This is a genomic window from Marinobacter sp. DUT-1 (genome assembly GCF_050379415.1).
GTDB lineage: Bacteria > Pseudomonadota > Gammaproteobacteria > Pseudomonadales > Oleiphilaceae > Marinobacter.
Genome location: NZ_JBNRLS010000002.1, coordinates 239,677 through 262,330, shown reverse-complemented (window position 1 = coordinate 262,330; position 22,654 = coordinate 239,677). Strand labels below are relative to the sequence as shown.

At 58.4% G+C, this 22,654-nt stretch carries 17 protein-coding genes, 2 tRNA genes, 1 pseudogene and 1 riboswitch; of the genes and pseudogenes, 8 read left to right on the top strand and 12 right to left on the bottom strand.

Annotation, left to right across the window (positions count from 1 at the left end):
• Positions 1 to 127: 127 nt before the first annotated feature.
• Together fdhF and ACQUTG_RS06800 are read right to left on the bottom strand one after the other, a co-directional pair.
• The gene (fdhF, locus tag ACQUTG_RS06805; protein WP_428918682.1) at positions 128 to 2,998 is read right to left on the bottom strand and encodes a formate dehydrogenase subunit alpha; all 2,871 of its coding nucleotides are present in this window, start codon (positions 2,996 to 2,998) and stop codon (positions 128 to 130) included.
• 11 nt (positions 2,999 to 3,009) lie between these two features.
• The gene (locus tag ACQUTG_RS06800; RefSeq protein WP_428918681.1) at positions 3,010 to 4,725 is read right to left on the bottom strand and encodes an NADH-ubiquinone oxidoreductase-F iron-sulfur binding region domain-containing protein; all 1,716 of its coding nucleotides are present in this window, start codon (positions 4,723 to 4,725) and stop codon (positions 3,010 to 3,012) included.
• 308 nt (positions 4,726 to 5,033) lie between these two features.
• On the opposite strand from ACQUTG_RS06800, the gene ACQUTG_RS06795 reads away from it, so the two are divergent.
• On the top strand, positions 5,034 to 6,740 hold the full coding sequence (locus tag ACQUTG_RS06795) for a putative bifunctional diguanylate cyclase/phosphodiesterase (RefSeq protein WP_428918680.1): 1,707 nt from the start codon (positions 5,034 to 5,036) through the stop codon (positions 6,738 to 6,740).
• A gap of 157 nt (positions 6,741 to 6,897) precedes the next feature.
• Here the strand turns inward: ACQUTG_RS06795 and ACQUTG_RS06790 are convergent.
• Both ACQUTG_RS06790 and ACQUTG_RS06785 read right to left on the bottom strand, forming a co-directional pair.
• Positions 6,898 to 6,971: transfer RNA gene (locus ACQUTG_RS06790), tRNA-Cys, on the bottom strand.
• A gap of 88 nt (positions 6,972 to 7,059) precedes the next feature.
• Positions 7,060 to 7,135, bottom strand: a tRNA-Gly gene (locus tag ACQUTG_RS06785).
• Positions 7,136 to 7,487: 352 nt separating this feature from the next.
• Between ACQUTG_RS06785 and ACQUTG_RS06780 the strand changes: the two genes are divergently transcribed.
• Positions 7,488 to 7,694 (top strand): cold-shock protein, encoded by a 207-nt coding sequence (locus ACQUTG_RS06780; RefSeq protein ID WP_372985571.1) that lies wholly within the window; start codon positions 7,488 to 7,490, stop codon positions 7,692 to 7,694.
• Between the two features lie 49 nt (positions 7,695 to 7,743).
• Here ACQUTG_RS06780 and ACQUTG_RS06775 read toward each other — a convergent pair whose 3' ends face one another.
• From ACQUTG_RS06775 to ACQUTG_RS06765, 3 genes are all read right to left on the bottom strand, one after another.
• Positions 7,744 to 10,392 carry an AAA family ATPase gene (locus ACQUTG_RS06775; RefSeq protein ID WP_428918679.1) on the bottom strand — a complete coding sequence of 883 codons (2,649 nt, stop codon included), beginning with the start codon at positions 10,390 to 10,392 and terminating at the stop codon, positions 7,744 to 7,746.
• Positions 10,389 to 11,510, bottom strand: a complete 1,122-nt coding sequence (locus tag ACQUTG_RS06770; RefSeq protein WP_428918678.1) for a metallophosphoesterase family protein — start codon at positions 11,508 to 11,510, stop codon at positions 10,389 to 10,391. Before ACQUTG_RS06770 ends, ACQUTG_RS06775 begins: the two co-directional genes overlap by 4 nt.
• A gap of 171 nt (positions 11,511 to 11,681) precedes the next feature.
• Positions 11,682 to 12,290 (bottom strand): outer membrane beta-barrel protein, encoded by a 609-nt coding sequence (locus ACQUTG_RS06765; protein ID WP_428918677.1) that lies wholly within the window; start codon positions 12,288 to 12,290, stop codon positions 11,682 to 11,684.
• A 377-nt stretch (positions 12,291 to 12,667) separates the two neighbouring features.
• Between ACQUTG_RS06765 and ACQUTG_RS06760 the strand changes: the two genes are divergently transcribed.
• Both ACQUTG_RS06760 and ACQUTG_RS06755 read left to right on the top strand, forming a co-directional pair.
• Positions 12,668 to 12,802 carry a hypothetical protein gene (locus ACQUTG_RS06760; RefSeq protein ID WP_428918676.1) on the top strand — a complete coding sequence of 45 codons (135 nt, stop codon included), beginning with the start codon at positions 12,668 to 12,670 and terminating at the stop codon, positions 12,800 to 12,802.
• A gap of 94 nt (positions 12,803 to 12,896) precedes the next feature.
• Positions 12,897 to 13,277 carry a rhodanese-like domain-containing protein gene (locus ACQUTG_RS06755; RefSeq protein ID WP_428919249.1) on the top strand — a complete coding sequence of 127 codons (381 nt, stop codon included), beginning with the start codon at positions 12,897 to 12,899 and terminating at the stop codon, positions 13,275 to 13,277.
• Between the two features lie 63 nt (positions 13,278 to 13,340).
• Here ACQUTG_RS06755 and ACQUTG_RS06750 read toward each other — a convergent pair.
• The 5 genes and pseudogenes from ACQUTG_RS06750 to ACQUTG_RS06730 form a co-directional block, all read right to left on the bottom strand.
• A pseudogene (locus ACQUTG_RS06750) lies at positions 13,341 to 13,445 on the bottom strand (ubiquinol oxidase subunit II); the annotation flags it as partial.
• 6 nt (positions 13,446 to 13,451) lie between these two features.
• Positions 13,452 to 15,191, bottom strand: coding sequence for a SulP family inorganic anion transporter (locus ACQUTG_RS06745; RefSeq protein ID WP_428918675.1), 1,740 nt, complete (start codon positions 15,189 to 15,191; stop codon positions 13,452 to 13,454).
• Positions 15,192 to 15,209: 18 nt separating this feature from the next.
• Complete coding sequence (locus ACQUTG_RS06740; RefSeq protein ID WP_428918674.1) at positions 15,210 to 16,472, bottom strand: NAD(P)/FAD-dependent oxidoreductase; 1,263 nt, start codon at positions 16,470 to 16,472, stop codon at positions 15,210 to 15,212.
• Between the two features lie 61 nt (positions 16,473 to 16,533).
• On the bottom strand, positions 16,534 to 16,950 hold the full coding sequence (locus tag ACQUTG_RS06735) for a TIGR01244 family sulfur transferase (protein WP_428918673.1): 417 nt from the start codon (positions 16,948 to 16,950) through the stop codon (positions 16,534 to 16,536).
• Between the two features lie 13 nt (positions 16,951 to 16,963).
• Positions 16,964 to 17,830 (bottom strand): MBL fold metallo-hydrolase, encoded by an 867-nt coding sequence (locus ACQUTG_RS06730; protein ID WP_428918672.1) that lies wholly within the window; start codon positions 17,828 to 17,830, stop codon positions 16,964 to 16,966.
• Positions 17,831 to 17,984: 154 nt separating this feature from the next.
• Positions 17,985 to 18,089: riboswitch (TPP riboswitch) on the top strand.
• Positions 18,090 to 18,137: 48 nt separating this feature from the next.
• On the opposite strand from ACQUTG_RS06730, the gene thiB reads away from it, so the two are divergent.
• Genes thiB through ACQUTG_RS06710 form a run of 4 tightly spaced genes read left to right on the top strand, consistent with a single transcriptional unit; the run spans position 18,138 to position 22,651 of the window.
• Positions 18,138 to 19,142, top strand: coding sequence for a thiamine ABC transporter substrate binding subunit (gene thiB, locus ACQUTG_RS06725; protein ID WP_428918671.1), 1,005 nt, complete (start codon positions 18,138 to 18,140; stop codon positions 19,140 to 19,142).
• Positions 19,142 to 20,827 (top strand): thiamine/thiamine pyrophosphate ABC transporter permease, encoded by a 1,686-nt coding sequence (gene thiP / locus ACQUTG_RS06720; RefSeq protein ID WP_428918670.1) that lies wholly within the window; start codon positions 19,142 to 19,144, stop codon positions 20,825 to 20,827. The genes thiB and thiP overlap by 1 nt, the downstream gene beginning before the upstream one ends.
• Positions 20,820 to 21,434, top strand: coding sequence for an ATP-binding cassette domain-containing protein (locus ACQUTG_RS06715; RefSeq protein ID WP_428918669.1), 615 nt, complete (start codon positions 20,820 to 20,822; stop codon positions 21,432 to 21,434). Before thiP ends, ACQUTG_RS06715 begins: the two co-directional genes overlap by 8 nt.
• 53 nt (positions 21,435 to 21,487) lie before the next feature.
• Positions 21,488 to 22,651: an MlaE family lipid ABC transporter permease subunit gene (locus ACQUTG_RS06710; protein WP_428918668.1), complete on the top strand. Its 1,164-nt coding sequence runs from the start codon at positions 21,488 to 21,490 to the stop codon at positions 22,649 to 22,651.
• Positions 22,652 to 22,654: the final 3 nt, after the last annotated feature.

Sequence of the window (22,654 nt, the reverse complement as noted above, 5' to 3'; positions counted from 1 at the left end):
CTGGCATTTCCGGCCGGCCAGCATTCCCCGATACCTAACGGCGGACGCGATCCGGCGACCGGAAAACCGAACAAACATTCAGAGTAATAAGTGTAGCTGAAAACGGGGGTGTACAGACGGGGATGAGCTACGCAGGGCTCAATCGGCACGCTGCGTACTTGAACTCCGGAATCTTCCCGTCCGGATCCAGCGCCGGGTTGGTGAGCACGTTAGCTGCCGCCTCCACAAATGCGAAGGGGACGAACACCATGCCCTCGGGCATGGTCTGATCGGCCCGCGCCGTCAGGGTGATGCTGCCACGCCGCGTGGCAATTTGGATGGCATCGCCCGAGGCTATGCCCAGGCGAGCCAAATCCGCGGGTGCCAGAAAAGCGGCAGCCTCAGGCTCACGCTCGTCCAATACCCGGCTGCGACGGGTCATGGCGCCGGTGTGCCAATGCTCAAGCAGTCGTCCGGTTGTTAGCACGATGGGATAGGCTTCATCCACCGGCTCGTCCGGCGGCAGCGGCCGGGTTGGTGAGAACCTGGCCAGGCCTCCGGCTCTGGGAAAGGCATCAGAGAAGACAACGTCCTGCCCCGGCGCGTCTTCGGCCGGACATGGATAGGTCACCGATCCTTCGCGCTCCAGTCGGGACCAGGAGATACCATCGAGTGAATGCATGCCCTGCTTCATCTCGGCAAACACCTGCTCGGGGCCTGCATAGATCCAACCCAGCCCGAAACGCCGGGCAATTTCCTGGATAACCCACCAGTCGGGCTTTGCCTCCCCTGGCGGCGACATTGCGGCACGGCCCATTTGTACCTGCCGGTTGGTGTTGGTGACGGTGCCTGATTTCTCCGACCAGGCGGCGGCAGGCAGGATAACGTCGGCAAACTGGGCGGTCTCTGTAACGAACAGGTCCTGCACCACCAGATGCTCAAGGGCAGCGAGCGCGGCCCGGGCGTGGGTCAGGTCCGGGTCGGACATGGCGGGGTTTTCGCCGAGGATGTACATGCCCTTGATGGTGCCCGCTTTGATGGCGTCCATAATCTCCACCACGGTGAGCCCCGGCTCCGGGTCCAGTTCAGTATTCCAGAGCTCTTCGAAGGCGGCGCGCAACTGGGCATCCCCGACCGGTTGGTAATCCGGTAGTACCATGGGGATCAACCCGGCATCGGAGGCACCCTGCACATTGTTCTGCCCCCGCAATGGGTGCAGGCCAGTGCCGGGCCGGCCAGTATGGCCGCATGCGAGCGCCAGGGAAATCAGGCATCGCGCGTTGTCGGTGCCGTGCACGTGTTGGGAGATGCCCATGCCCCAGAAGATCATCGCGCGCTCGGCACCCGCGTAGGTTCGGGCCACTTCACGAATGACCTCAGGTGCCACGCCGCAGACCGGGCTCATCACTTCCGGGGTCATACCTTCAACGCTCGCTGCCAGAGCCTCGAAGCCTTCGGTATGGGCGTCAATGTAGGCCTGGTCAAAGAGTCCTTCGCTGATAATCACATTGAGCATGGCGTTAAACAGTGACACGTCGCCACCCGGCGAGAATCGCAGGCTGCGCCAGGCATAGGCATCCAGCGCCTGACCCCGCGGATCGATGATGATCAGTTTGGTACCGTTGCGTGCCGCCTGCTTGAAGTAGGTGGCGGCCACAGGGTGGTTTACCGCCGGGTTGCAGCCAGTGAGGATGACCACGTCCGCCTCCAGGGCCTGCATGAAGGAAGCGGTTACTGCACCCGAGCCCAGGCACTCCATCAATGCGGCCACGGAGCTGGCGTGGCAAAGCCGCGTGCAGTGGTCGACGTGGTTGGAGCCGAAACCGGTGCGCACCAGTTTCTGGAACAGCCAGGCTTCTTCATTGGAGCACTTGGCACTGCCGAAGCCAGCGAGTGCATCGGGGCCATGTTGCGCTTTTAATTGGGTTAACCCGCCTGCCGCAAGATCCAGCGCCTCTTCCCAGCTTGCCTCTCGAAAGTGCGTTAACGGATTGGCCGGATCAAAGTCAGGGTCGAGCCACTTGGCCACCCCCTCCCGACGAATCAAAGGCCGGGTGAGCCGCGCCGGGTGTGAGGGGTAATCGAAGCCGAAACGGCCTTTCACACAGAGCCGGCCCTGGTTTGAGGGCCCGTCTTTGCCTTGCACAAAGAGAATACGCCCTCGCGGCTCGCCTGCTCTTCCCTCGGCATTGGCAGGCTCATCTTTCACGTGATAGGTCAGTTGGCAGCCCACCCCACAATAGGGGCAAACGGAGTCCACAGTGCGGTCGGCCGTGGCCGAGTCTCCGCGGCCCTGGGCATCGATCAGGGTGGCGGGCATGAGCGCGCCGGTCGGGCAGGCCTGCACGCACTCGCCACAGGCAACGCAGGTGCTGTCTCCCATGGGATCATCGAAATCAAACACTACCTTGGAGGCGGCGCCACGGTGTGCCAGGCCGATGACATCGTTGCCCTGCACCTCGCGGCAAGCGCGCTCGCACAAGCCGCAGGTGATGCAGGCATCCAGATTCACGTTCATGGCAGAGTGAGTGGCGTCATGGCCCCGGGCGTGGGCCAGCGAATCCGACCGCGGCGAAACATGGTGAACCGTTGGTTCTTCTCGCTCTGAATGGGCCGGGAGGCGTTGGCGCACCGCAGCGGCATCAATCGCCAGTTGATCCGCGGTTTCCCACAGATGGCTTGAACGATCGGGGCTGCTATCTCGCGGAGGTTGATCGGCCAGCAGCAATTCCAGCACGCCCTTCCTGGCTTCCTGGGCTCTCGTGGAACCCGCACTTCGTACCACCATGCCGGGCGTGGCCTCGCGGATACAGCTTGCGGCGAGCACCCGCTCACCCTCCACTTCCACCATGCAGGCGCGGCAATTGCCATCCGCGCGGTAACCCGGGGCGTCTTTGAAGCACAGGTGCGGGATGGTCTCGCCGGCGCGCTTGGCCACCTGCCACAGGGTTTCGCCGGGGTAGGCCTGCACTTCAACGTTGTCCAGTGTCAGGGTAAAGCTTGTGCTGGAATGGCTCATGGCTGCCTCCCCTAACCTTTCGCGATCAGGTTGCTGCTGGCGAGTTCGCTGCGGAAGTCTCGCAGCAGACTGAGTACCGGATTGGGCGCGGCCTGGCCCAGTCCGCAGATGGAAGCATCCGCCATTACTCTGGCCAGCTGCTGGAGCGTCTGCTCATCCCAGGTATCGCGCTCCAATAACGTGAGCATTTTCTCGGTGCCCACACGGCAGGGCGTGCACTGGCCGCAGGACTCATCCGCGAAGAAGCCCAAAAGGTTGGAGGCTGCCGCGGCCAAATCGTCCTGATCAGACAGAACGATGACCGCGGCAGAGCCTATGAAACAGCCATGCTCCTGCAGGGTGTCGAAGTCCAGGGGAATGTCTGCCTTGCTGGCCGGCAGTATGCCGCCGGACGCGCCGCCGGGTAGATAGGCCAGGAGTCGATGCCCGTCGGCCATGCCGCCGCAGTATTCCTCGACCAACTCATTGAGGGTGATGCCCGCGGGAGCGAGGTGAACCCCGGGCCGCGCGACCCGCCCGGAGACCGAAAAACTCCGAAGGCCACGACGACCATGCCGCCCCTGGCTGGCGAACCAGTCGGCGCCCTGGGCGTGGATGCGCGGAATCCAGTAAACCGTCTCGACGTTGTTAACCAGGGTGGGCTGGTTAAACAGTCCGTTCTGGGCAACGAACGGCGGGCGATGGCGTGGCTTGCCGGGTTTGCCTTCGAGGGACTCGATCAGGGCGGACTCCTCGCCGCAGATGTACGCGCCTGCGCCCCGCCGCAGGATCACGAAACCGGGTTCTACGATGCCGGCAGCTTCCAGCTCGGCAACGGCGTCTTTCAGCACACCGAGGAGGCCGGGATATTCATCCCGCAGGTAGATGTAGAGAGCCTTCGTCTCAACCGCCCAGGCGCTAACCAGTGCACCTTCCAGGAAGACGTGGGGTTCTCGTTCCAGGTAATAACGATCTTTGAAGGTGCCCGGTTCACCCTCGTCGGCATTGATCACCGCGTAACGGGGCCCGGGTTCGGCCCGCACGGCCTGCCATTTACGGAACGTGGGGAACCCGGCACCGCCGAGGCCGCGCAGACTTGCATGTTCCAGTTCCTGCATCAGCGATTCGATGCTCACCCGGCCTTCGTGGCAATCGGCGAGTAATTGATAGCCACCTACCGAGCGGTAATCCGCCAGCTTCTGCCAATGGATTTCGTCGGGTTGAACCTGCTTTTGTTCAACTGCCGCGCCAACCGTCTGGGCAGTGGCGTTGCATACGTGATGTTGTCCCACGGCCACCACGGGTGCTGTATCGCAGCGCCCCATGCAGGGCGCATGGACCACACGCACCTGGCTCGGGTCAGTCCCATCAGCCAGTGCCTCGTGCAGTGCCCCTGCGCCCGCCAGTTGGCAGGAAAGCGAATCACACACCCTCAGAGTTATATCCGGCGGTGGGGTTTGTTCATCGTGAATGACGTCGAAATGGGCGTAGAACGTGGCCGTTTCATAAATGGCGGCCATGGGCAGGTTCATGAAAGTCGCAAGGGCCCGGAGTCGGGGCATGGGGAGGTAACCGTCTGCGTCCTGCATTACATGCAGGTGCTCGATAAGGCGATCGCGGTGGCGCAATGACGAATCGACACGTTCGTCACCAATCAGGTCCCGCAGCTCCGACAATGCCGAGGGTTCCAGTTGGCGGCCACGAGGAGAAGCGCGCCGGGGTTTGACCTTCTTTTCGTCTGTTCTCATTGTTTTTGACCAGGCCCCGAAGTATGAAAGACAGCCATGTCGGCTGGCCTGACTAGTTACCCGTCATTGAAGCATATCAGGCTGTGGTGCCACCAGAGGATCGTAAATCCGGATAGGTAGTCGGCCCTGGCCTCAAATCTTCAAGGTATCCGACATCGAACCCACGCTTGATGAGGGTGTCGGCCGTTTGTCGCCCTTCCGATATATGGATGCAGTTAGATAACCTAGGAGTGCCGAGCTACTCTCAACCTATATGAGGCGTCATCTGTCGCTGCATTTAGCGCCAATCAGGAGGATTTTCATTCAAAATGCAAGATAGAAATGGAGCTCGATCAGTCTCACAAGAAAGTGAGGAGAAGTTTTACGAGTTGATAGAGAGTCTCCCGATGGTGGCTGTCCAGGGCTATGACCGACAGCGACGGGTAATATACTGGAATGAAGCAAGCACGCGTATTTACGGCTATTCCCGGGAAGAAGCCCACGGGGAGTTATTGGAAGACCTGATCATTCCCGAACACATGCGCGACGACGTGATCAACGCGCATCGCAACTGGCTCGAAAACGATATTGGCATCCCCGCCGAGGAACTTGAACTCAAGCACAAACACGGGCATTTGGTTCCTGTTTACTCAAGCCATGTGATGATCAAACAGGAAACCGGCGACTGTGAGATGTTCTGCATCGACATCAGCCTGGAGGAACAAAAACGTGCAAGGGATGAACTGTACCAGCGAGCCAGCTTCGATGATCTGACCGGCTTACCGAACCGGCATTTGATGGAAGCAGAATTGTCGAGCAGATTGGACGAAGCCAACCGTTTGCAGCAGGAGGTGGCAGTCGTTTTTATCGATCTGGACAATTTCAAGGTTATAAACGACACCCTTAGTCATCATCACGGCGACAACCTGCTGAAAGCCGTCGCCAAGACTCTTAAAGGGGAACTTCGTGGTGGAGACATGCTGAGTCGATTTGGCGGAGACGAATTTGTCCTGCTGCTATTCGACTTCGAGGGCCCCGAAGGAATACACGAACTTGTTCTCAGGTTGCTCAACGCCCTGGAAAATGAGGTTCATCTCAATGATGATTGCTATCAGGTTACTGCCAGTTTCGGTGTAAGCCTGTTTCCACATAACGGCACCACTGTCGCCGAGCTTATGGGCAATGCAGACGCGGCTATGTACGAAGCAAAAGACGCCGGTAAAAATGGCGTTTGCTTCTACACCCCGGACATGAACGACAGGCTGGTCCGCTACCAGGAAATTACCAGCCTTCTTCGGGACGCCCTCAGCAACGATGGTTTCGAGTTGTATTTCCAACCGCAGGTCAATTTGCAAGAAAAAAGGAGCGACTCCTGCGAGGCCCTTCTGCGCTGTTTTAACGGGCAATCCAAAGCAGTCTCCCCGGCCACGTTCATTCCAGTGGCGGAAAAGTCCGGCCTCATCAATCGGATTGGCGAATGGGTGATCGAAGCCGCATGTAAACAACTAAGCGTCTGGCAAAAAACCCCTTTTAAAAACCTGCGGGTCGACATTAACCTGTCAGGACGTCAACTGACTAACCCGCATCTGGCCAACCATATTCTTGAAACCCTTCAACGCTACAGCCTCAGGCCCGAACAGCTTGGGGTGGAATTGACTGAGAATGAGGTTTTCGGCACCGATGAAAGCCAAATGAGACAGCTGGAAAAGCTTAAGCAGGCTGGAGTTCATATCTCGATCGACGACTTCGGCACCGGATATTCATCACTCGTCTATCTGCGAAGACTGCCGGTTTGCGGAATAAAAATCGACCGCAGTTTTCTTCAACACGCCATGAAGAATAATGCGGACATGGCAATCATGCAGGCTATGATTACGGTCGGCCATAGCTTGGGCTTAAGTGTTTTGGTCGAGGGCGTTGAAACAGATGAACAAGCAAACCTGGTGACAAGCCTGGGTTGCGATATCGCCCAGGGTTTCCTCTACGCCAAGCCCATGCCGGCAGATGAATTTGAGAAATTTCTGAGCAACTTCTGACCAACCCACCCTATCCCTGCTTGTGTTCCGTCAACAGGTCCTTCCCTAAATAGTACCGACAAAACACAGGAAACAGTCGGCCATACCAGTTCGAAACCCGAGATCGTGTCTATCAAGACAATTCAGGGAGGTAAGACCTTTATTTTCAGGGAAAAAATGGAGGCGCGGGTCGGAATCGAACCGGCGTACACGGAGTTGCAGTCCGCTGCATAACCACTCTGCCACCGCGCCGGGGAAAGCCTGTGATACTGGCTTTTTGCTCTCAGGAGGCATTGAGAGACTTGAATTGTGATTTCCAACCGGCGTACCGGAGAGAAATTGGAGCGGGAAACGAGATTCGAACTCGCGACCCCAACCTTGGCAAGGTTGTGCTCTACCAACTGAGCTATTCCCGCTCTCCGTCAAGAGGCATTGCCTCGTCAACGGCTGCGTATTCTACGGATTACGGTTCCGGCGTCAATACTTTTTTTCAAGTTTATGTTTTATAGGGATTTATTGATCAAACTTTGTTCTCCGCGCTTGCACGTGTAAATGCCTATGCGAAAGTTCTGGGCTTTTCCGGGTGGCAGGAGTACAGTGGCTCTCGTTGGAAAGATTTAGCAAAGCATTTCATCAATAAGACACTGCCAAGCATTAGCAAGTCCTGTTTTTGATCCCGCCAGTTTTTTGTTTCCCGCACAACGCTGATCAGTGATCACAGTGATTCCTGGCGGCACTTTGAAAATATTGAATTCAGGATTTTTATCTATGTCTACTACCACCGGCACCGTCAAGTTCTTCAACGAATCCAAGGGCTTCGGCTTCATCACTCGCGAAAGCGGCCCGGACGTATTCGTTCACTACAGCGCTATTCAGGGCGGCGGTTTCAAGACTTTGGCTGAAGGCCAGCAAGTCGAGTTCACCGTTACCCAGGGCCAGAAAGGTCCTCAGGCGGAAAACGTGATTGGCCTGTAAATAACAGCCAAGACACGAAAAAGGCAGCTTCGGCTGCCTTTTTTCGTTTTCAGGGTGCTGGCTCGCTCTTCAGCGCCTGCAGATCCCTGGGCTCGACGCCCAGATCCTGCCAGTTTTCCGGGTGGCAGGTGAACAACAGAATCTGATGGCGCTGCGCCGCATCGAACAGAATCCGTTTCATTCCATCCAGCCGCTCTGCATCGGAGTGCACCAGAGTATCGTCCAGAATAATCAGCGTTGGCCGCCCCGCTTCCCGTAGCAAGTCCGCATACGCCAACCGGCTGATCAAACCCATCTGCTCCCGCGCCCCGAAACTAAGTTCCGTCATCTGTCCCAGCTCGTTGCCACGGGTAAATCTGCCCGGCATCAGATGTTCATCCACCTCCAGCGTTGCCTCCGGGAAGAGCACCGAAAGGTAGTGATCCAGGTGTTTCTGCAGCGGTGCCTGCAGCCGACGGGTCAATGCCTGGCGTTTGCGAGTGAGCACATTCAACAGTAGATCAAGTGCCTCTGCACGCCGGTGCAGTTCGCCATACCGGCGATTGATATGCTCAAACTCCCCGGATTTCTCACTAAGCTGTTCCTCAAGGCCTTCTGCCCCCCAGGCTTCCAGCCGGACCCGGATATCCCGAAGTTCCCGCTCCCGGTTCTCCTGGGCTTTCTGCTGTGTTTCCGCGGCCTGCCGGAAGCGCTGGATGTCTTGTTGAAGCAGCTCCGGTCGGGCCTCGCGTATCTTTTTATCCAGTACTTCCAGGTTGCCCAGTACGGTCGCTTCCCGCCTTTCCGCTTCCGAGATCTTGTCGGCAAGTTCCCGAAGCTGACGCTGACTCTGGGAGTTTTTCAACTCATCACTGAGCTGCTGCCATTCCCGGTTGGCGTTTTCGACATTCTGTCTGGCGGTCAGGATGGCTGTCAGGTGGTTCCTCCGGGCCGCTTCGGCTTCTGAAAGTCGCTGCTCCGCCTCTTTTCTGCCCCTTTCGGCCCCGGCGAGGCCCGGGAGGTTGGCGTCAGGCGTCCCCGCAGACTTCAGTAATGCCTCGAGCTCCCCTTTTCGAGCCTCCAGATCCGCAAAAGTATCCCGGGTTACGGTCTGAAGACGTTCCAGGCCCTGTGGTGCAACCGACACCAGCAGGTCCTCAGTGTGCTTCAGTCTGCTTTCCGCATCCCGATACCGCGCCAGCTTCTGTTCCGCGTCCTCAACGCTACGGGCACCGAGTGTTCGGAGATGTTCGCCCAGAGTTTGCTCAAGATGCGCCAGGGTCCGCCGGACACTCGCTAGATCTTCACCCCCCGGCGTAATTCCGAGCCTTCCCACACCGGGAATCTCCAATGTGGTCTCCTCAAGCAGGCGACGTTCACCCTCCCCGTTGATGCTTTCGTCACCGAGATGCAGGCTGTGTCCCCGCTCCAGCTGCCAGGTCAGGCGTGTGGCGATGGCCTGGGACCTGATCGCTTCTTCGTCAAACTGGCGCCGGGTCACCCTGGCATGTTGCACCAGATCAGGGTCAATCCTGTTCTCCTGCTTCTGTTTTCTGGCCTCGTCCAGTTTTTTCTGGAAATCGGTGGCCTTGTCCAGGCTCTGCCGGAGAGTCTTGTACTGGTTATCCAGCCCGGTGACTTCCTGTTTGAGCCTGGCCAGAGTTTCCAGCTGGCGAGCCTGCTCAACGGTTTTAAGCGACGCACCATAGGCGTCACGGGCATCCTGAAGAGCCTTGTCGAAAGCGGGGGTTCGGGCCTCTTCCTCGGCCAGAGTCTCCCGAGCCTTACGCAGATCGGTTTCCCGCTGCTCCAACTTTTTGCCCTGACTTTGCACCTGCTCCAGGTTCTGGCGGAGCAGATTCAGGTTCTGGCGCACATGATCGAGCGTTTCCTGTTCTCTAATCTGCTGCCCCTGAAGCGACTCCACCTGACGGAACTGCTCCTGAGCCTGCTCCATCCTGCGACGGGCTTCCTCCCAGGGTCGGTCCCGGCTCGCCCGCTCAAACTCAGCCGTCAGTGTTCCAAGGCGATCGACCTGGGCCTGGTATTGCTCAATCCGGGCTTTTAACTCGGCAATCTCCCCTTCCTGTTCAGCCCGTTCCTTTTCGAGCTGCAGGTATTCCCCCCGGGGTTTTCCGGTTCCGGTAAGCAACTCCGCGCGCTGCTTTTCCACTGCCTGGATCACGTCATCGCCGCCGGTGCTGGCCACTTCGCCCACCAGATTGTTGAGAGCGGATTTCAGGTGATCGCCAGCGTGCTCAACGGCCTTCTCGATATCCTGGCCGGTGCCCTGCTCAACCCAGAGCAAACCCGGGATCCCCCAGTGCTCCTCCTTGCTCGCACCTTTCTTGGGAAACTGATAACCCAGCAATTCGGCGAGTTTCTCTTCCGCTTCTTCACCGCTGAAACTCTGGCCATCTATCTGAAGATCACAACGCTTTCGCTGGAGGAAGCTTTTGGTCAGTGACCATTGGTGGCCGCCGTGCTCGAACCCCAGTTCAATCGACGGTGCGGCTGCAGAATCGCCCCAGGGGCGCAGGTCTTCAACGGATTTGGAGCGGTGGCGCTCAAAAAAGGCGGCTCGGATGGCTCGTACCAGGGTGCTTTTACCCGATTCATTCGGGCCGTGAATCAGGTTGATACCGGGCTGGAGCCCTTCCAGAGTTATCGGATTACGGAACTGGCGAACCTGCTCGATCCTCAGTCTTTTGAGTCTCACTGGCTTACCTCCTGCTTACTACTATTCAGCAGGCCCGTAAGGATAGCCAGGGCATCCCTTGCCGGTTCAGGGTTGTCTCCAACCTGGAGCTGTCTCAACTCCTCAATGGTTTCCCCCAGATAGCCATCTGCGTTAAGCGCCGCGATATCCTCTTCGGTGGGCTCGAGCTGGAGGGCGGCACGGTCACAGCTAACACTTCGGAACCTCGCCTCCGCTAGTGAGAGCGCATGATCGAGACGCTGAAGCCCTTCCAGGGTAATCGCACCATCGAGGCGGATATCCAGGACCGACGCTTCCGGAAGCGCCTCCATCCGCTCAACCAGCCGGTCCAGGTCCGAGGGCACAGATAGCGTTTCCCGCCACTGATGCCAGCGGTAGCGGGCGGTATCAACGCTCTTGACGTCTGGCACCGCGCCAGGCGCGGCAATATCAACAACCAGAGCATAGCCGGCTTCGTTGTTCCGGAAACGCTCCGGCTCCGGCGTACCGCTGTACCATGTTCGCTCGTTTATCCGCCTGGCGCCGTGCCAATCCCCCAACGCCAGGTAATCAAGGTTGGCCTGCTCCGCCCGGTTCGGTGCAATCGGGTTGGTCGCATCCACTTCATCAGGCAGAACACCCTGTACGCTGCCGTGGGCCAGACCCACCCGCAGAAGACCGGCGGGCGTCTCACGCTCGCTGAACTCTTCGGTCAGGTCACTGTAGGTATGGCGCTGGGTCAGCGGTGCGCTTAGCACTGCAATCCCTTGGTCCTCCAGCAGGATCACATCCGGTTCAAGGGCAAGGTGAACGTTATCGGGTACCGCCTTGAGCCTCCGGGCCCGTGTCCAGACGCTCTCGGCGAGGGCTGCATCGTGGTTGCCGGGGAGCATGACCCAGGGGCCCTTGAAAGCACCGGTGGCATTGAATACCCGGCGAATTGTCCGGTCGGATACTCCCTGGGCGTCGAACACATCACCCGCTACCAGCACCGCATCGCATTCCTGCTCGACCGCCAGTTGTGCCAGCCTTTCGATGGCCACGTAACGGGCCTCCACCAGCGCAGCGCCATCTTCCGTTTCAAAACGACTGAACGACCGACCCATCTGCCAGTCTGCAGTATGAAGAAATCTGGGCACAAATATTCCCCTGTCAGAATGCATGCTCTTTCGACACGCAATCAAGGTTACCCGTACCTGAAGAAAAATGCACAACTCTATGATTGGCGGGAGCTTTGGGCTTTAGAAGAAAGCGGAAAAGTCGGAGAAGGCGGGGTCAGATGAAAGCTTCCATCTGACCCCATTTTCACGTCAGAACAGAAACTCGGGGCCGATACTGAAGACGTTGATGTCCGATTCACCAGTCTCGTCTTCATCACCAACATCCATGAGAAAGTCCCAGTCGGCTCTTACCCGGAAATTGTCGGAAACATTGAAACTGGCCCCAAGCCCGGTTCTGAGCGATACGCCGGTGTCGTCATCGCTGAAGCGAAGATTACCCACACTGGTCTGCGCCGTAGCTTCATAGTTCAGCTGCCAGAACATGGCGCCTGCTTTGGCAAACACCTTGAAGCGGCCCGTTCTTGGCATTCCCAGCTGTAGGGTCGCATCGAAAAAGTGGCCGTCGACCTCGGCGGAAGCAAAGCCGAGCCCCTCAACGGTCCCCGAGGCGGACACCTCATCAATGTAACGATACCCGAACTCGAAGTTCGCGAATCCAATGTACTCGGTTCCGCCATAGAGACGGCCCGTCACAGAGCTGTCATCGCATGAGGAAATTTCGGCGCCCGAACAAAAATCATCGACTTCAGCCTGGCCGACAGAGATACCGAAATACCCGGGATAGAACTCCACTGCCTGGGCGCCGGAGGCATATATGAAGCCGGCTGTCATAGCCAGCAAAAAGGATCTGATTTTCATAGTCGCGAATTCCTTTTCTGTTAATCAGTAGAGTGGCGCGATACTTTGAAATAACCTCCAATGTAGGAACCAATGAAAGTTTAATCCTGACCGGCCCATTACAAAGATAGACCATCAGATCGGGTGAGCCAGATAAACAGCCAGAAAATCGCGTTAAATCCCCTCAGATTCACGCTTTTGGCGCGAGAATCATGGCCAGTTTCGGGGTAACCCCGCCCCGCACAAGCAGAAATGGCACCTATCACATAGTCCTTTCTCGCCGGGTTCTTTTCGCAGACGAAGGCCGTCAGGAAACGATTGAAAAGGTGTAGGCCCATGAACCCCGATAATAGCCAGAGCGATGCATTCGGATTCATTGAAAAGGATTTCTTGATGATATGAAGAAAGAAGGCCGGAAGAAGGGTGACAAGGTCATCGTTCCGCCGGCCAAGACCGCCGAAGGTGCCAATGAGCGCGTCGAATCCGGCGACTTCGAGTGCAAGGACTTCTACATCTGCACCAGGTCCGTGTAACTGAATCAGGAGCCACAATTCCTGTATATTCAGCACAGCCGCTACCGTTCTGCGGTAGCGGTTTTTTTACGAGAGATTAGCGGGGTATTTCATGATGAAAACTGTTCACGACATGGTCCAGGCTGCGAAGACCGAAATCCGGGAAGTACCGTTGGATAAATCCGAGGACGCCATCAAACAAGCGGACCTGTTGATTGATGTTCGCGAAGCGGACGAGTTCCACGCCGGCCATATTCCGGGCGCCGTCAACATTCCCCGCGGCATTCTGGAATTCAAGCTGACCAATGATCCCGCCCTGGAAGATCGCGGGCTTAACATGGTGATCTACTGTAAGAACAGCGGCCGTTCTGCCCTCTCGGCCAAGGCCATGAAAGAAATGGGCTATATCCACGTGCAGTCCATTTCCGGAGGAATTGATGCGTGGATGGAAGCTGGCAAGCCGGTGGTGAAACCGGAACTGCCTGATTTCGACTGATTAGCAGAATCGATAGGAAAAGATTCGAAAAAGCCGCCTCGGGTTCGGGAGGCGGCTTTTTTATCAGTGGTATCCCTCTCCAGCGCGCACCTTGCCGCGGAAGACCCTGTAGGTCCAGCCGGTGTAGTTCAGCAGGATCGGGATCACGAACAGCAGACCCAGCAACAGAGATTGTCAGTCGGGTTTGAAAAGAATGGTTGGATTCTTGACGAGTGCCTTCCACGCGTCATAGGTGCTCAGAAAAATCTGCCCTGTCAGCTCCTCACAGAAATGTGTCCGTTTCAGCCGGTCCATGACAGGGCCCTTTACCTCGGACAGATGCAGGCGGATACCCGCATCTACCAGGCGACTGTTGATCGCTTCCAGACTTTCAAGGGCAGAGGCATCAACTTCATTGACCGCCTGGCAGGCGAGGACAAGGTTTTTCATTTCCGGGTTATCGGAAACCAACTCCAGGACCGTTTCTTCAAGATACCGGGCGTTGGCGAAATACAGGCTCTCGTCTACTCGAAGAACAACGGTACTGTCGTCGATTTCCACCTTATGGCGCTGAACATTGCGGAAATGTTCCGTACCCGGGATCCGGCCCACCACGGCGCTGTGAGGCCGGCTGGTGCGGTACAGGTACAGCCCGATAGACAGCGCAACACCCACAATAATGCCAGCCTCGACCCCATGCACCAGCGTCAGGATGATCGTGGCCAACATGGCCGCTCCGTCCGCCTTCGAGTAAGCCAGGGTTCTTCGGATTGCCGGCAGGTCAATCAAGGTGCTCACCGCGATGATAATGGTCGCCGCCAGGGTCGCCTTGGGCAGGAACGCGAGTAGCCCGGTCAGGGTAAGTGTCGCCAGGGCGATACCGACCGCGGTAAGCGCACCGGCAATCGGCGTCTGAGCACCAGCTTCGAAGTTGACGACGGATCTTGAGAAGCCGCCGGATACCGGCGAACCACCGCTCACACCCGCAGCCACGTTGGCAAGGCCGAGGGCAATCAGCTCTGAATCGGGATCAATTCTCTGGCGCCGCTTGGCCGCGAGGGTCTGCGCTACCGACACAGATTCCACAAAACCCACGAGACTGATCAGGATGGCGGCAGGCACCAGGGTCGCCCAGATATCCGGATCCATGGATGGCAGGCTGATATCCGGAAGGCCACTGGGCACTTCGCCCACCAGGTTTACCCCTGCAGCGCCAAGATCGAAATACCAGGCAGCCGCCGTGGTAACAATGACCGCAGTAACCGGCGCGGCCTTGGTGGTCAGGTCCGCCAGCCGCTCGGAAAATCCGATGCCGGTCAGGCCGCGCTTGAGGAACTTGCGGCAGAGATACAGGAAAACCAGGGCGCCTCCACCAATCACCAGGGTCACCGGATTGACTCCACCCAGCTGCAGCCACAGCCCCTGCACCATTTCCAGCAGGTTGTGACCGCCGCCCTGAATACCCAGGATATGGCCAAGTTGACTGCCGGCGATGAGGATGCCTGAAGCAGTCACAAACCCGGATATCACCGGATGACTGAGAAAATTGGCCAGAAAGCCGAGCCGCAAGAGGCCCATGGCAAAAAGCATCAGGCCAGAGAGGGAGGCCAGCACCAGCGCGGCGCCGACGTACTCGGGAGTGCCCGCTTCGGCGATGCCACCGAGTGCAGAAGCCGTCATCAGGGAGGCAACGGCCACAGGCCCGACTGCAAGCGTTGCACTGGTTCCGAACAGTGCATACGCCACAAGGGGGATCATACTGGCATACAAACCAACCTCGGGCGGAAGACCTGCCAGCAATGCATAGGCCAGCGCCTGGGGCACCAGCATCAGGGTGACAATCACAGCTGCCAGCGCGTCGCTGACAAACGTGTCGCCCCTGTAGTCTTTGAGCCAGTTCAGAATGGGCAGGAACCGGGTTAACCGATCCGACATGTTTCTCACTCCCTGATATCAGACCTTTCGTGCGGCCGGTGCCGCCATCCATTCGCGACCCTTAAGCATCCCGTTCCAGTAAAGCCAGGGCAGCTGCTTCGCTTTCAGCCACCAGGCCATTCGGGTTGCCTTGGTGCCGTCATTGATCCAGCTCGGGAAGCTTGGTTGGAGCTTGCCGCCATAGCCGAACTCGGCAAGAACGATCCTGCCCCGCTCTACTGTCAGCGGACAGGAGCCATAGCCGAGATAGGCGGCAGGCAGCTCGATATCCAGCAATGACGCAAGCAGGTTTTCCGCCACCACCGGGGCCTGCTTTCGTACCGCCGCCATGGTCTTGGCATTGGGGGTTCCACTGGCATCCCCCAGTCCGAATATAGTGGGGTACCGCACATGCTGCAGGGTTTCGGGATCAAGATCGATCCAGCCATCCTGATTTGCCAGTCCGGACTTACCAACGAACTCCGGGGCACGCTGGGCGGGAACAACGTGAAGCATGTCGAACGGCCGGTCGACTATTTCCTGCTGATCTCCGGTACGCTTGATAAAATGAGCTGTCTTACCCTTGCCATCGACCGCAATGAGCCGCTCTTCAAAACACAGCTCGATATCGTAGCGATCGATATATCTCTGTAGCTCGGGTACGTAATCCTCAACGCCGAAAAGCACTTGTCCGGCGGAATGGTAAGAAACATCGATGTTCTTCAGCCTGCCTTTGCGAAGCCATTCGTCCGCTGACAGGTACATGGCCTTCTGAGGCGCGCCGGCACATTTGATCGGCATCGGAGGCTGCACAAACAGCGCCTTGCCTGCTTCCAACCGTTCTACCAGCGACCAGGTGTAGGGGGCGAGATCGTAGCGATAGTTTGAAGTAACGCCGTTCTGGCCCAGGGTTTCCTCAAGGCCTGCCACCGCCCCCCAGTCCAGAACCAGTCCCGGAGCGACCACCAGGCGCTGGTAGCTGATACACCGGTGATCGGTCAGTGTAACAGTCCGGGCCTCAGGATCTACGTTCTCCGCGGCCACACGGTACCAGTGGCAGCCGGTGGGGATGACGGTTTCGGTCTTGCGGCGTGTACTTTCAGCGGAAAACACACCGCCACCAACCATGGTCCAGCCCGGCTGGTAATAATGAATTTCACAAGAATCAATGATTGCGATATCCAGGTCCTTCTGGCGCTTTAACAGGCTCGCAGCGGTCGCAATTCCGCCTGCTCCGGCCCCGATGATGACCACGTCATGGTATTTCAGGGAGGATCGATCGGCGTTTTGGTGAGGTTTCATCTGGTCTTCAACTCCGCAATATCAAAGGACCTCCCTGTCCGTCGAGCTCAATAATCAAACGTTACTTTTCCAGCAGTTCCCGAATGGGCTGAGGATCATGACCGGCCTCGTGGGCCGCCTTGAGCAGCATCGGAATACTGCACTGGGGTTCCCGAGCGCGGGCCTGGGCCCACATGTGAACAGCACGACGGCCGGTCCGACAGAACCCGAGGATGGGTGAAGGTACTTGTTCCAGCGCTTTGCCGAACGCTTCCACGTCTGCTTCGGAATACTCGCCGGATGCCACCGGGACACATACCCACTCAAGACCGACCTTGGCGGCAGCCTCCGCGTAGGCCTGCTCACCGGCGTAACCCTCTTCCCCGGGGCGACGGTTACAGATCAGTGTCCGGAAGCCTTTTTCCCGGATTTCAGGGAGATCGCCGATAGCCACGGTATCCGCAACCGCGAACTCCGGTTCAAGATAATGAATCTTCATGGCGTACCCTCTGTCAGAAGCGGTTTACAGGTACTTTCAGGTAAACCTGTCCGTTATCCTCGGCCAGTGGCATCCCACCTGCCCGCATGTTCACCTGTACCGAAGGCAGGATCAGGCGGGGCATGCTGAGCGTGGCGTCCCGCTCGGTCCGGAGCCTGACGAAATCGTCTTCGGTCATGCCTTCGCGAACGTGGATATTGTTGGCCCGTTGCTCGGCAACCGTGGTTTCATGCTGGAACTCGTCCCGGCCCGGTGCCTTGTAGTCGTGGCACAGGAAGATCCGAGTCTCATCGGGCAGCGCCAGAACCTTCTGGACAGAGCGGTAGAGCGTGTGAGCGTCACCGCCGGGAAAGTCACAGCGGGCGGTGCCGGAATCCGGTGCAAACAGTGTGTCGCCAACGAAAGCTGCGTCACCGATGACATACGTCAGGCACGCAGGGGTATGGCCGGGGGTATGCAGCACCCACCCTTCCAGGTTGCCGATTTGGAACGAATCCCCTTCCTCGAAAAGCCGGTCAAACTGGCTGCCATCACGGGCAAATTCGGTACCGGCGTTGAAGACTTTTCCGAAGATTTCCTGCACGTCAACGATTTTCTGGCCGATGCCGGTCTTGCCACCGAGCTGTTCCTGCAGGTAAGGCGCCGCAGAAAGGTGGTCAGCGTGAACGTGAGTTTCGAGTATCCACTCGACCTTCAGGCCGCCATCCTTTACGAAACGGATGATCTCTTCAGCGGAACGGACGTCGGTCCGGCCGGCGGCGTAATCGAAATCCAGCACGGAATCCACGATGGCACAGGCATTACTCGCTGGATCCTGTACTACGTAACTGAAAGTATTGGTCGGTTCATCAAAGAAATGTGTGACTGCAGGCATTTGCATAGTCATTCCTCCGTCGGGAGTGTCTGTCGTTACGTCACACACTACACCATACTTTTAGTTCTAAGCATAGGCGCCATGGCTATATGCGACACAATGACGCTGATAGGCAAACTCGATGGCTGGCCGGAGGCAACGGCTAGCGTGTTATACTGTGCGCCACTCAACGGGGTGCCCTTCGCTCAAGAAATGAAGGGCTGAGACCATACCCGCGGAACCTGATCCGGTTCGTACCGGCGAAGGGATTGAGTATTCACCGTTCCAGTGAAACCGCGGCATGGTTCCCCAGATCGAATCCGAGGATACGACCATGCTGAGACGCCCCCTGACCCTTTTTGCAGGCATCGCGCTGCCGCTTCTGGCCAGTGCCCAGGGCAACGAAGCCCTGACCGTCTACACCCACCCGTCATTCGCTGCCGAATGGGGACCCGGACCGGGCGTGAAGGAAGCGTTCGAGCAACAATGTCACTGCACCCTCGAATATGTGGTCCTTGATAGCGGAGGTGACATCCTCCAGCGGCTTCGCCTCGAGGGCAATTCCACCGACGCGGATGTGGTTCTCGGGCTGGACACCGGCACCATGGAAACCGCCAGGCAGACCGGCCTGCTTGCTCCGCACAGTATCGCGCTCGAATCTCTTGATCTGCCCGTCGAGTGGCAGGATTCCCTGTTTGTGCCCTACGACTGGGGCTATTTTGCCTTCGTCTATGACACCCAACAGTTACCCAACCCTCCGAAAAGCCTGGAGGAACTGGTCAACGCACCCGAGGAACTGCAGATCATTATCCAGGATCCCCGGACCAGCACACCGGGCCTTGGCCTGTTGCTCTGGATGAAGGCCGTCTACGGCGACCAGGCCGGCGAAAAGTGGCAGGCCCTCAGCGATAACATTCTGACAACTACCAAGAGCTGGAGTGACGGCTACTTCTCGCTGTTCATGAACGGTGAGGCACCGATGATCCTCTCCTACTCCACGTCTCCGGCCTATCACATGGCCATCGACAAGACCGACCGTTACCAGGCGGCCGAGTTCGAGGAGGGTCATTACCTTCAGGTGGAAGTGGCGGCATTGGTTGAGCCCTCGGAACAGAAAGCACTGGCCCGGGACTTCCTGCAGTTCATCCTGACCGCAGATTTCCAGCGCCATATTCCCCTGAAGAACGTGATGTACCCGGCCATTGATCTGGGGGATGAATTACCGGAGGTGTTTGATCGCCTGATCCAGCCGGACAAAACCCTGTTTATCGATCCGGCCACCGTGGCAGAAAAACGCAAATCCTGGCTGGATGAATGGCTCAACGCCATGATCCCGTAATGCGTCAATTCCCGTTCGGTGCCACCCAGGCGCCGCTCAGCCACCCGGGCTGGCAGATCGGCCCGGGCCTGCTCATCGCCGGTAGCCTGCTGGCATTGACCATTGCCGGTGTAGCCGCGCTGCTCTGGCAGGCCCACCTGCCGGAAGCCTCCGAGCTCTGGCAAAACCGCTATCTCAGCAATGTCATCCGTTTCACGATCTGGCAGGCCACCCTTTCCACTTTGCTCAGCCTGGTTCTGGGACTGTTCATTGCACTTGCCCTGGTCAGGCAGCCCCGATTCCCGGGTCGAAACTTGCTGTTACGGATGATGGAGCTGAGCCTGGTTCTGCCAACGATCGTGGCGGTTTCGGGACTGGTGGGAGTTTATGGCCGGCACGGCTGGCTGACGTCAGTGGTTGAACACTGGACCACGGTCCGCTGGAATCTCTACGGGCTTAACGGCATCGTGCTGGCTCACGTGTTTTTCAATGCACCATTGGCCGGCCGGATTCTGCTCCAGGCACTGGAATCGGTTCCCGCGCCCCGGCGGCGGGTGGCCAGCCAGCTCGGCCTGACCGGGTGGTGGCTCTGGCGCACCCTTGACTGGCCGGCTGTGCGCCGTGTGTTGCCGGGCATCGCAGCCCTGGTATTTACCCTCTGCTTTACCAGTTTTGCCATCGTGATGACGCTCGGCGGAGGGCCCGCGTCCACTACCCTTGAAGTAGCGATCTACCAGTCTCTGCGCTTTGAATTCGACTTCGGTCGCGCGGCCCTGCTGGCGATTGTGCAGTTATCAATCTGCGGTGCCATCTGGCTCTTGATGGTTCGTCGAGGTTTGTCAGCTAACCTTACGCCACAACGCAGTTTTTCAGAAACCATACTTAGGCCAGACAGCCACGGCATCACGCGGTTCCGGGATATCGTGCTGCTACTGTGCTTTACCCTTTTTCTCCTTCTGCCACTGGCCGCAATCCTGTTCCGGGGCCTGCCGGGGCTTGTCACAGTGGCCGTTGACGGTGGTAACCCGCTCGCGGATCTGGTGAACGCGACACTACTAAGCTTCGCCATTGCCCTGCCCGCCGGCGCGTTTTCGGTGCTGTCGGCCCTCCTTGTGCTGGCCCTCGCCAGTCGGGGTGGCCCGCATCTGGGCAGGTTATCTTCGGTGGCAACCGCGGTGCCCCTGATGGTCCCGCCGATCGTCCTTGGGACAGGCCTGTTTCTGCTTCTCCGGCCGAGCCTGGGACACTCCTCGCAGGGGCTGGCGCTGGTTGCGCTGATCAATGGTCTGATGGCCCTGCCATTTGTCACCCAGCTCCTTAAGGGACCGCTCACCGGCCTGGATCAGGCAACGGCACAACAGGCGGACCAGCTAGGATTATTGGGCTGGTACCGCTGGCGCTGGCTGCACTGGCCCCGGCTCAAGCGTCCGCTTGCTCTCGCCATGGCCTATGGCACCGGATTATCCCTGGGAGATTTCGGGGTGATCGCGCTGTTCGGCACACCGGGACAACCCACGGTACCGGTCCTGCTTTACCAGCAATTGGGCAGTTATCGCATGGAACTCGCGGCGGGCACCGCCCTGTGGCTGGTCGTTCTCCTGCTGCTGGCCTTCGCAGCGTTCAATCTTCCCGATTACCGAAGACGCAAACAGGGCAGACACTCGCACGATGCCTTAAAGACCCTTGCGGAGGCCCGCCATGCTTGATGTGAAGGACCTGACCTTCCGTTACCCGGACACGGAAACCACCTGGCGATTCACCTTTCATGTCGACCATGGGCAATGCATTGCCATAAACGGCCCCAGCGGTTCCGGAAAATCCACCCTCCTGAATCTGGTCGCCGGTTTCCTGACCCCCGAATCCGGCACCATCCGCTGGGAAGGCAGTTTACTGAATGAGCTTCCACCCTGGGATCGACCGGTAACCAGCCTGTTTCAGGAGCATAACCTGTTCGAACACCTGGACGTACAGACCAACATTGGCCTGGGTATGCATCCCGGGCTGAAGTTGAGTACGGAGCAGAAACAGGCCATCTCCAGGGGACTTGCCAGTGTCGGCATGGCCGGCTTTGAGAGTCGTATGCCCGGGGACCTGTCCGGCGGGCAACGTCAGCGTGTAGCCTTGCTGCGGGCGCTACTAAGGGACCAGCCCATCCTGCTTCTGGATGAGCCTCTCACGGGCCTCGATGCGGAGGCACGCACCCAGTTACGGTCCTTGCTGCTCCGGCACAAGGCCGCTGGCAAGGTTCTGGTTCTTGCCAGTCACGATGCGGAAGATCGAAAGATACTGGCGGATAAGCAGTTGAATCTCTAAGCTGTCATTAGCTTGATATTCAATAACTTCCCGAGGCCCGGACGTATCCAAAGATGGAACCACGCCCTTCCCAGTCCCAGGCATCTGACCCTATCGGATCACGTCCCGGCAATGCCCGGTTCGAGTCCGGCGGGCTGACCATTACCGGCGACTGGACCCTTTCGGGTTATCACTCGCTGTTGCAGCAACTGGCGCCACTCCCCGCCGGGGCCAAATCTCCCAAGAGACTGGACCTTTCGGCCCTGGAGCACATCGACACAGCCGGCGCCTCGGTACTGGCATCCTTTCTCGGACCGGCAACCCTGGAGCAACATGTTATCGCGCAAGAGACCCTGCCGGAGGAAAAGGCGGCCCTGCTGCTGGCTGTGGCCCGGTCTCTGGAAGACTGGCAGGAACCCGTACCGCCAAAGGTTTCGCCGCTTCGCCTGTTCCTGGGCCATACCGGCCAGCAGGTGGAAGCACTTGGCCATCTGATCTGGGTATTGCTCGGGTTCATCGGGCAGACCCTTGCCGCCATGGTCTGGGTGCTGCCGCAGCCGAAGCGCTGGCGGGTAACGCCGTTCGTCGCCGCCATCCAGGACACCGGGTTAAACGCCCTTCCCATCGTCGCCCTGCTGACCTTTCTCGTCGGTGCCGTGGTCGCCTTTCTCGGTGCCACGGTACTGGAGGATTTCGGCGCCACGATTTATACCGTCAACCTGGTGGCCTTCTCGTTCCTGCGGGAATTCGGTGTGCTGCTTGCCGCCATCCTGCTGGCAGGCAGGACCGCCAGTTCGTTCACCGCTCATATCGGCGCCATGAAGGTCAACGAGGAGCTGGATGCCATCCGCACCCTGGGGCTGAGTCCCATCGAACTGCTGGTATTGCCCCGGGTTCTGGCCATGATGATCAGCCTTCCGATCCTGACCTTTGTCGGCATGATGGCGGGCATGGTCGGCGGCGCCCTGGTGTGCGTGCTGTCACTGGATATCACCCTCACCCAGTTCCTGGCCATTGTTGAGCGGGATATCGCTCTGCGCCATTTCCTGGTCGGCATTTCCAAGGCGCCTGTCTTTGCCTTCCTGATCGCCGTCATCGGCTGCCTGGAAGGTTTCAAGGTGGGCGGCAGCGCCCAATCGGTAGGCGAACACACCACCTCCAGTGTGGTGCAGTCCATCTTCATCGTAATACTGCTGGACGCCATCGCTGCGCTATTCTTTATGGAAATGGGGTGGTAACCG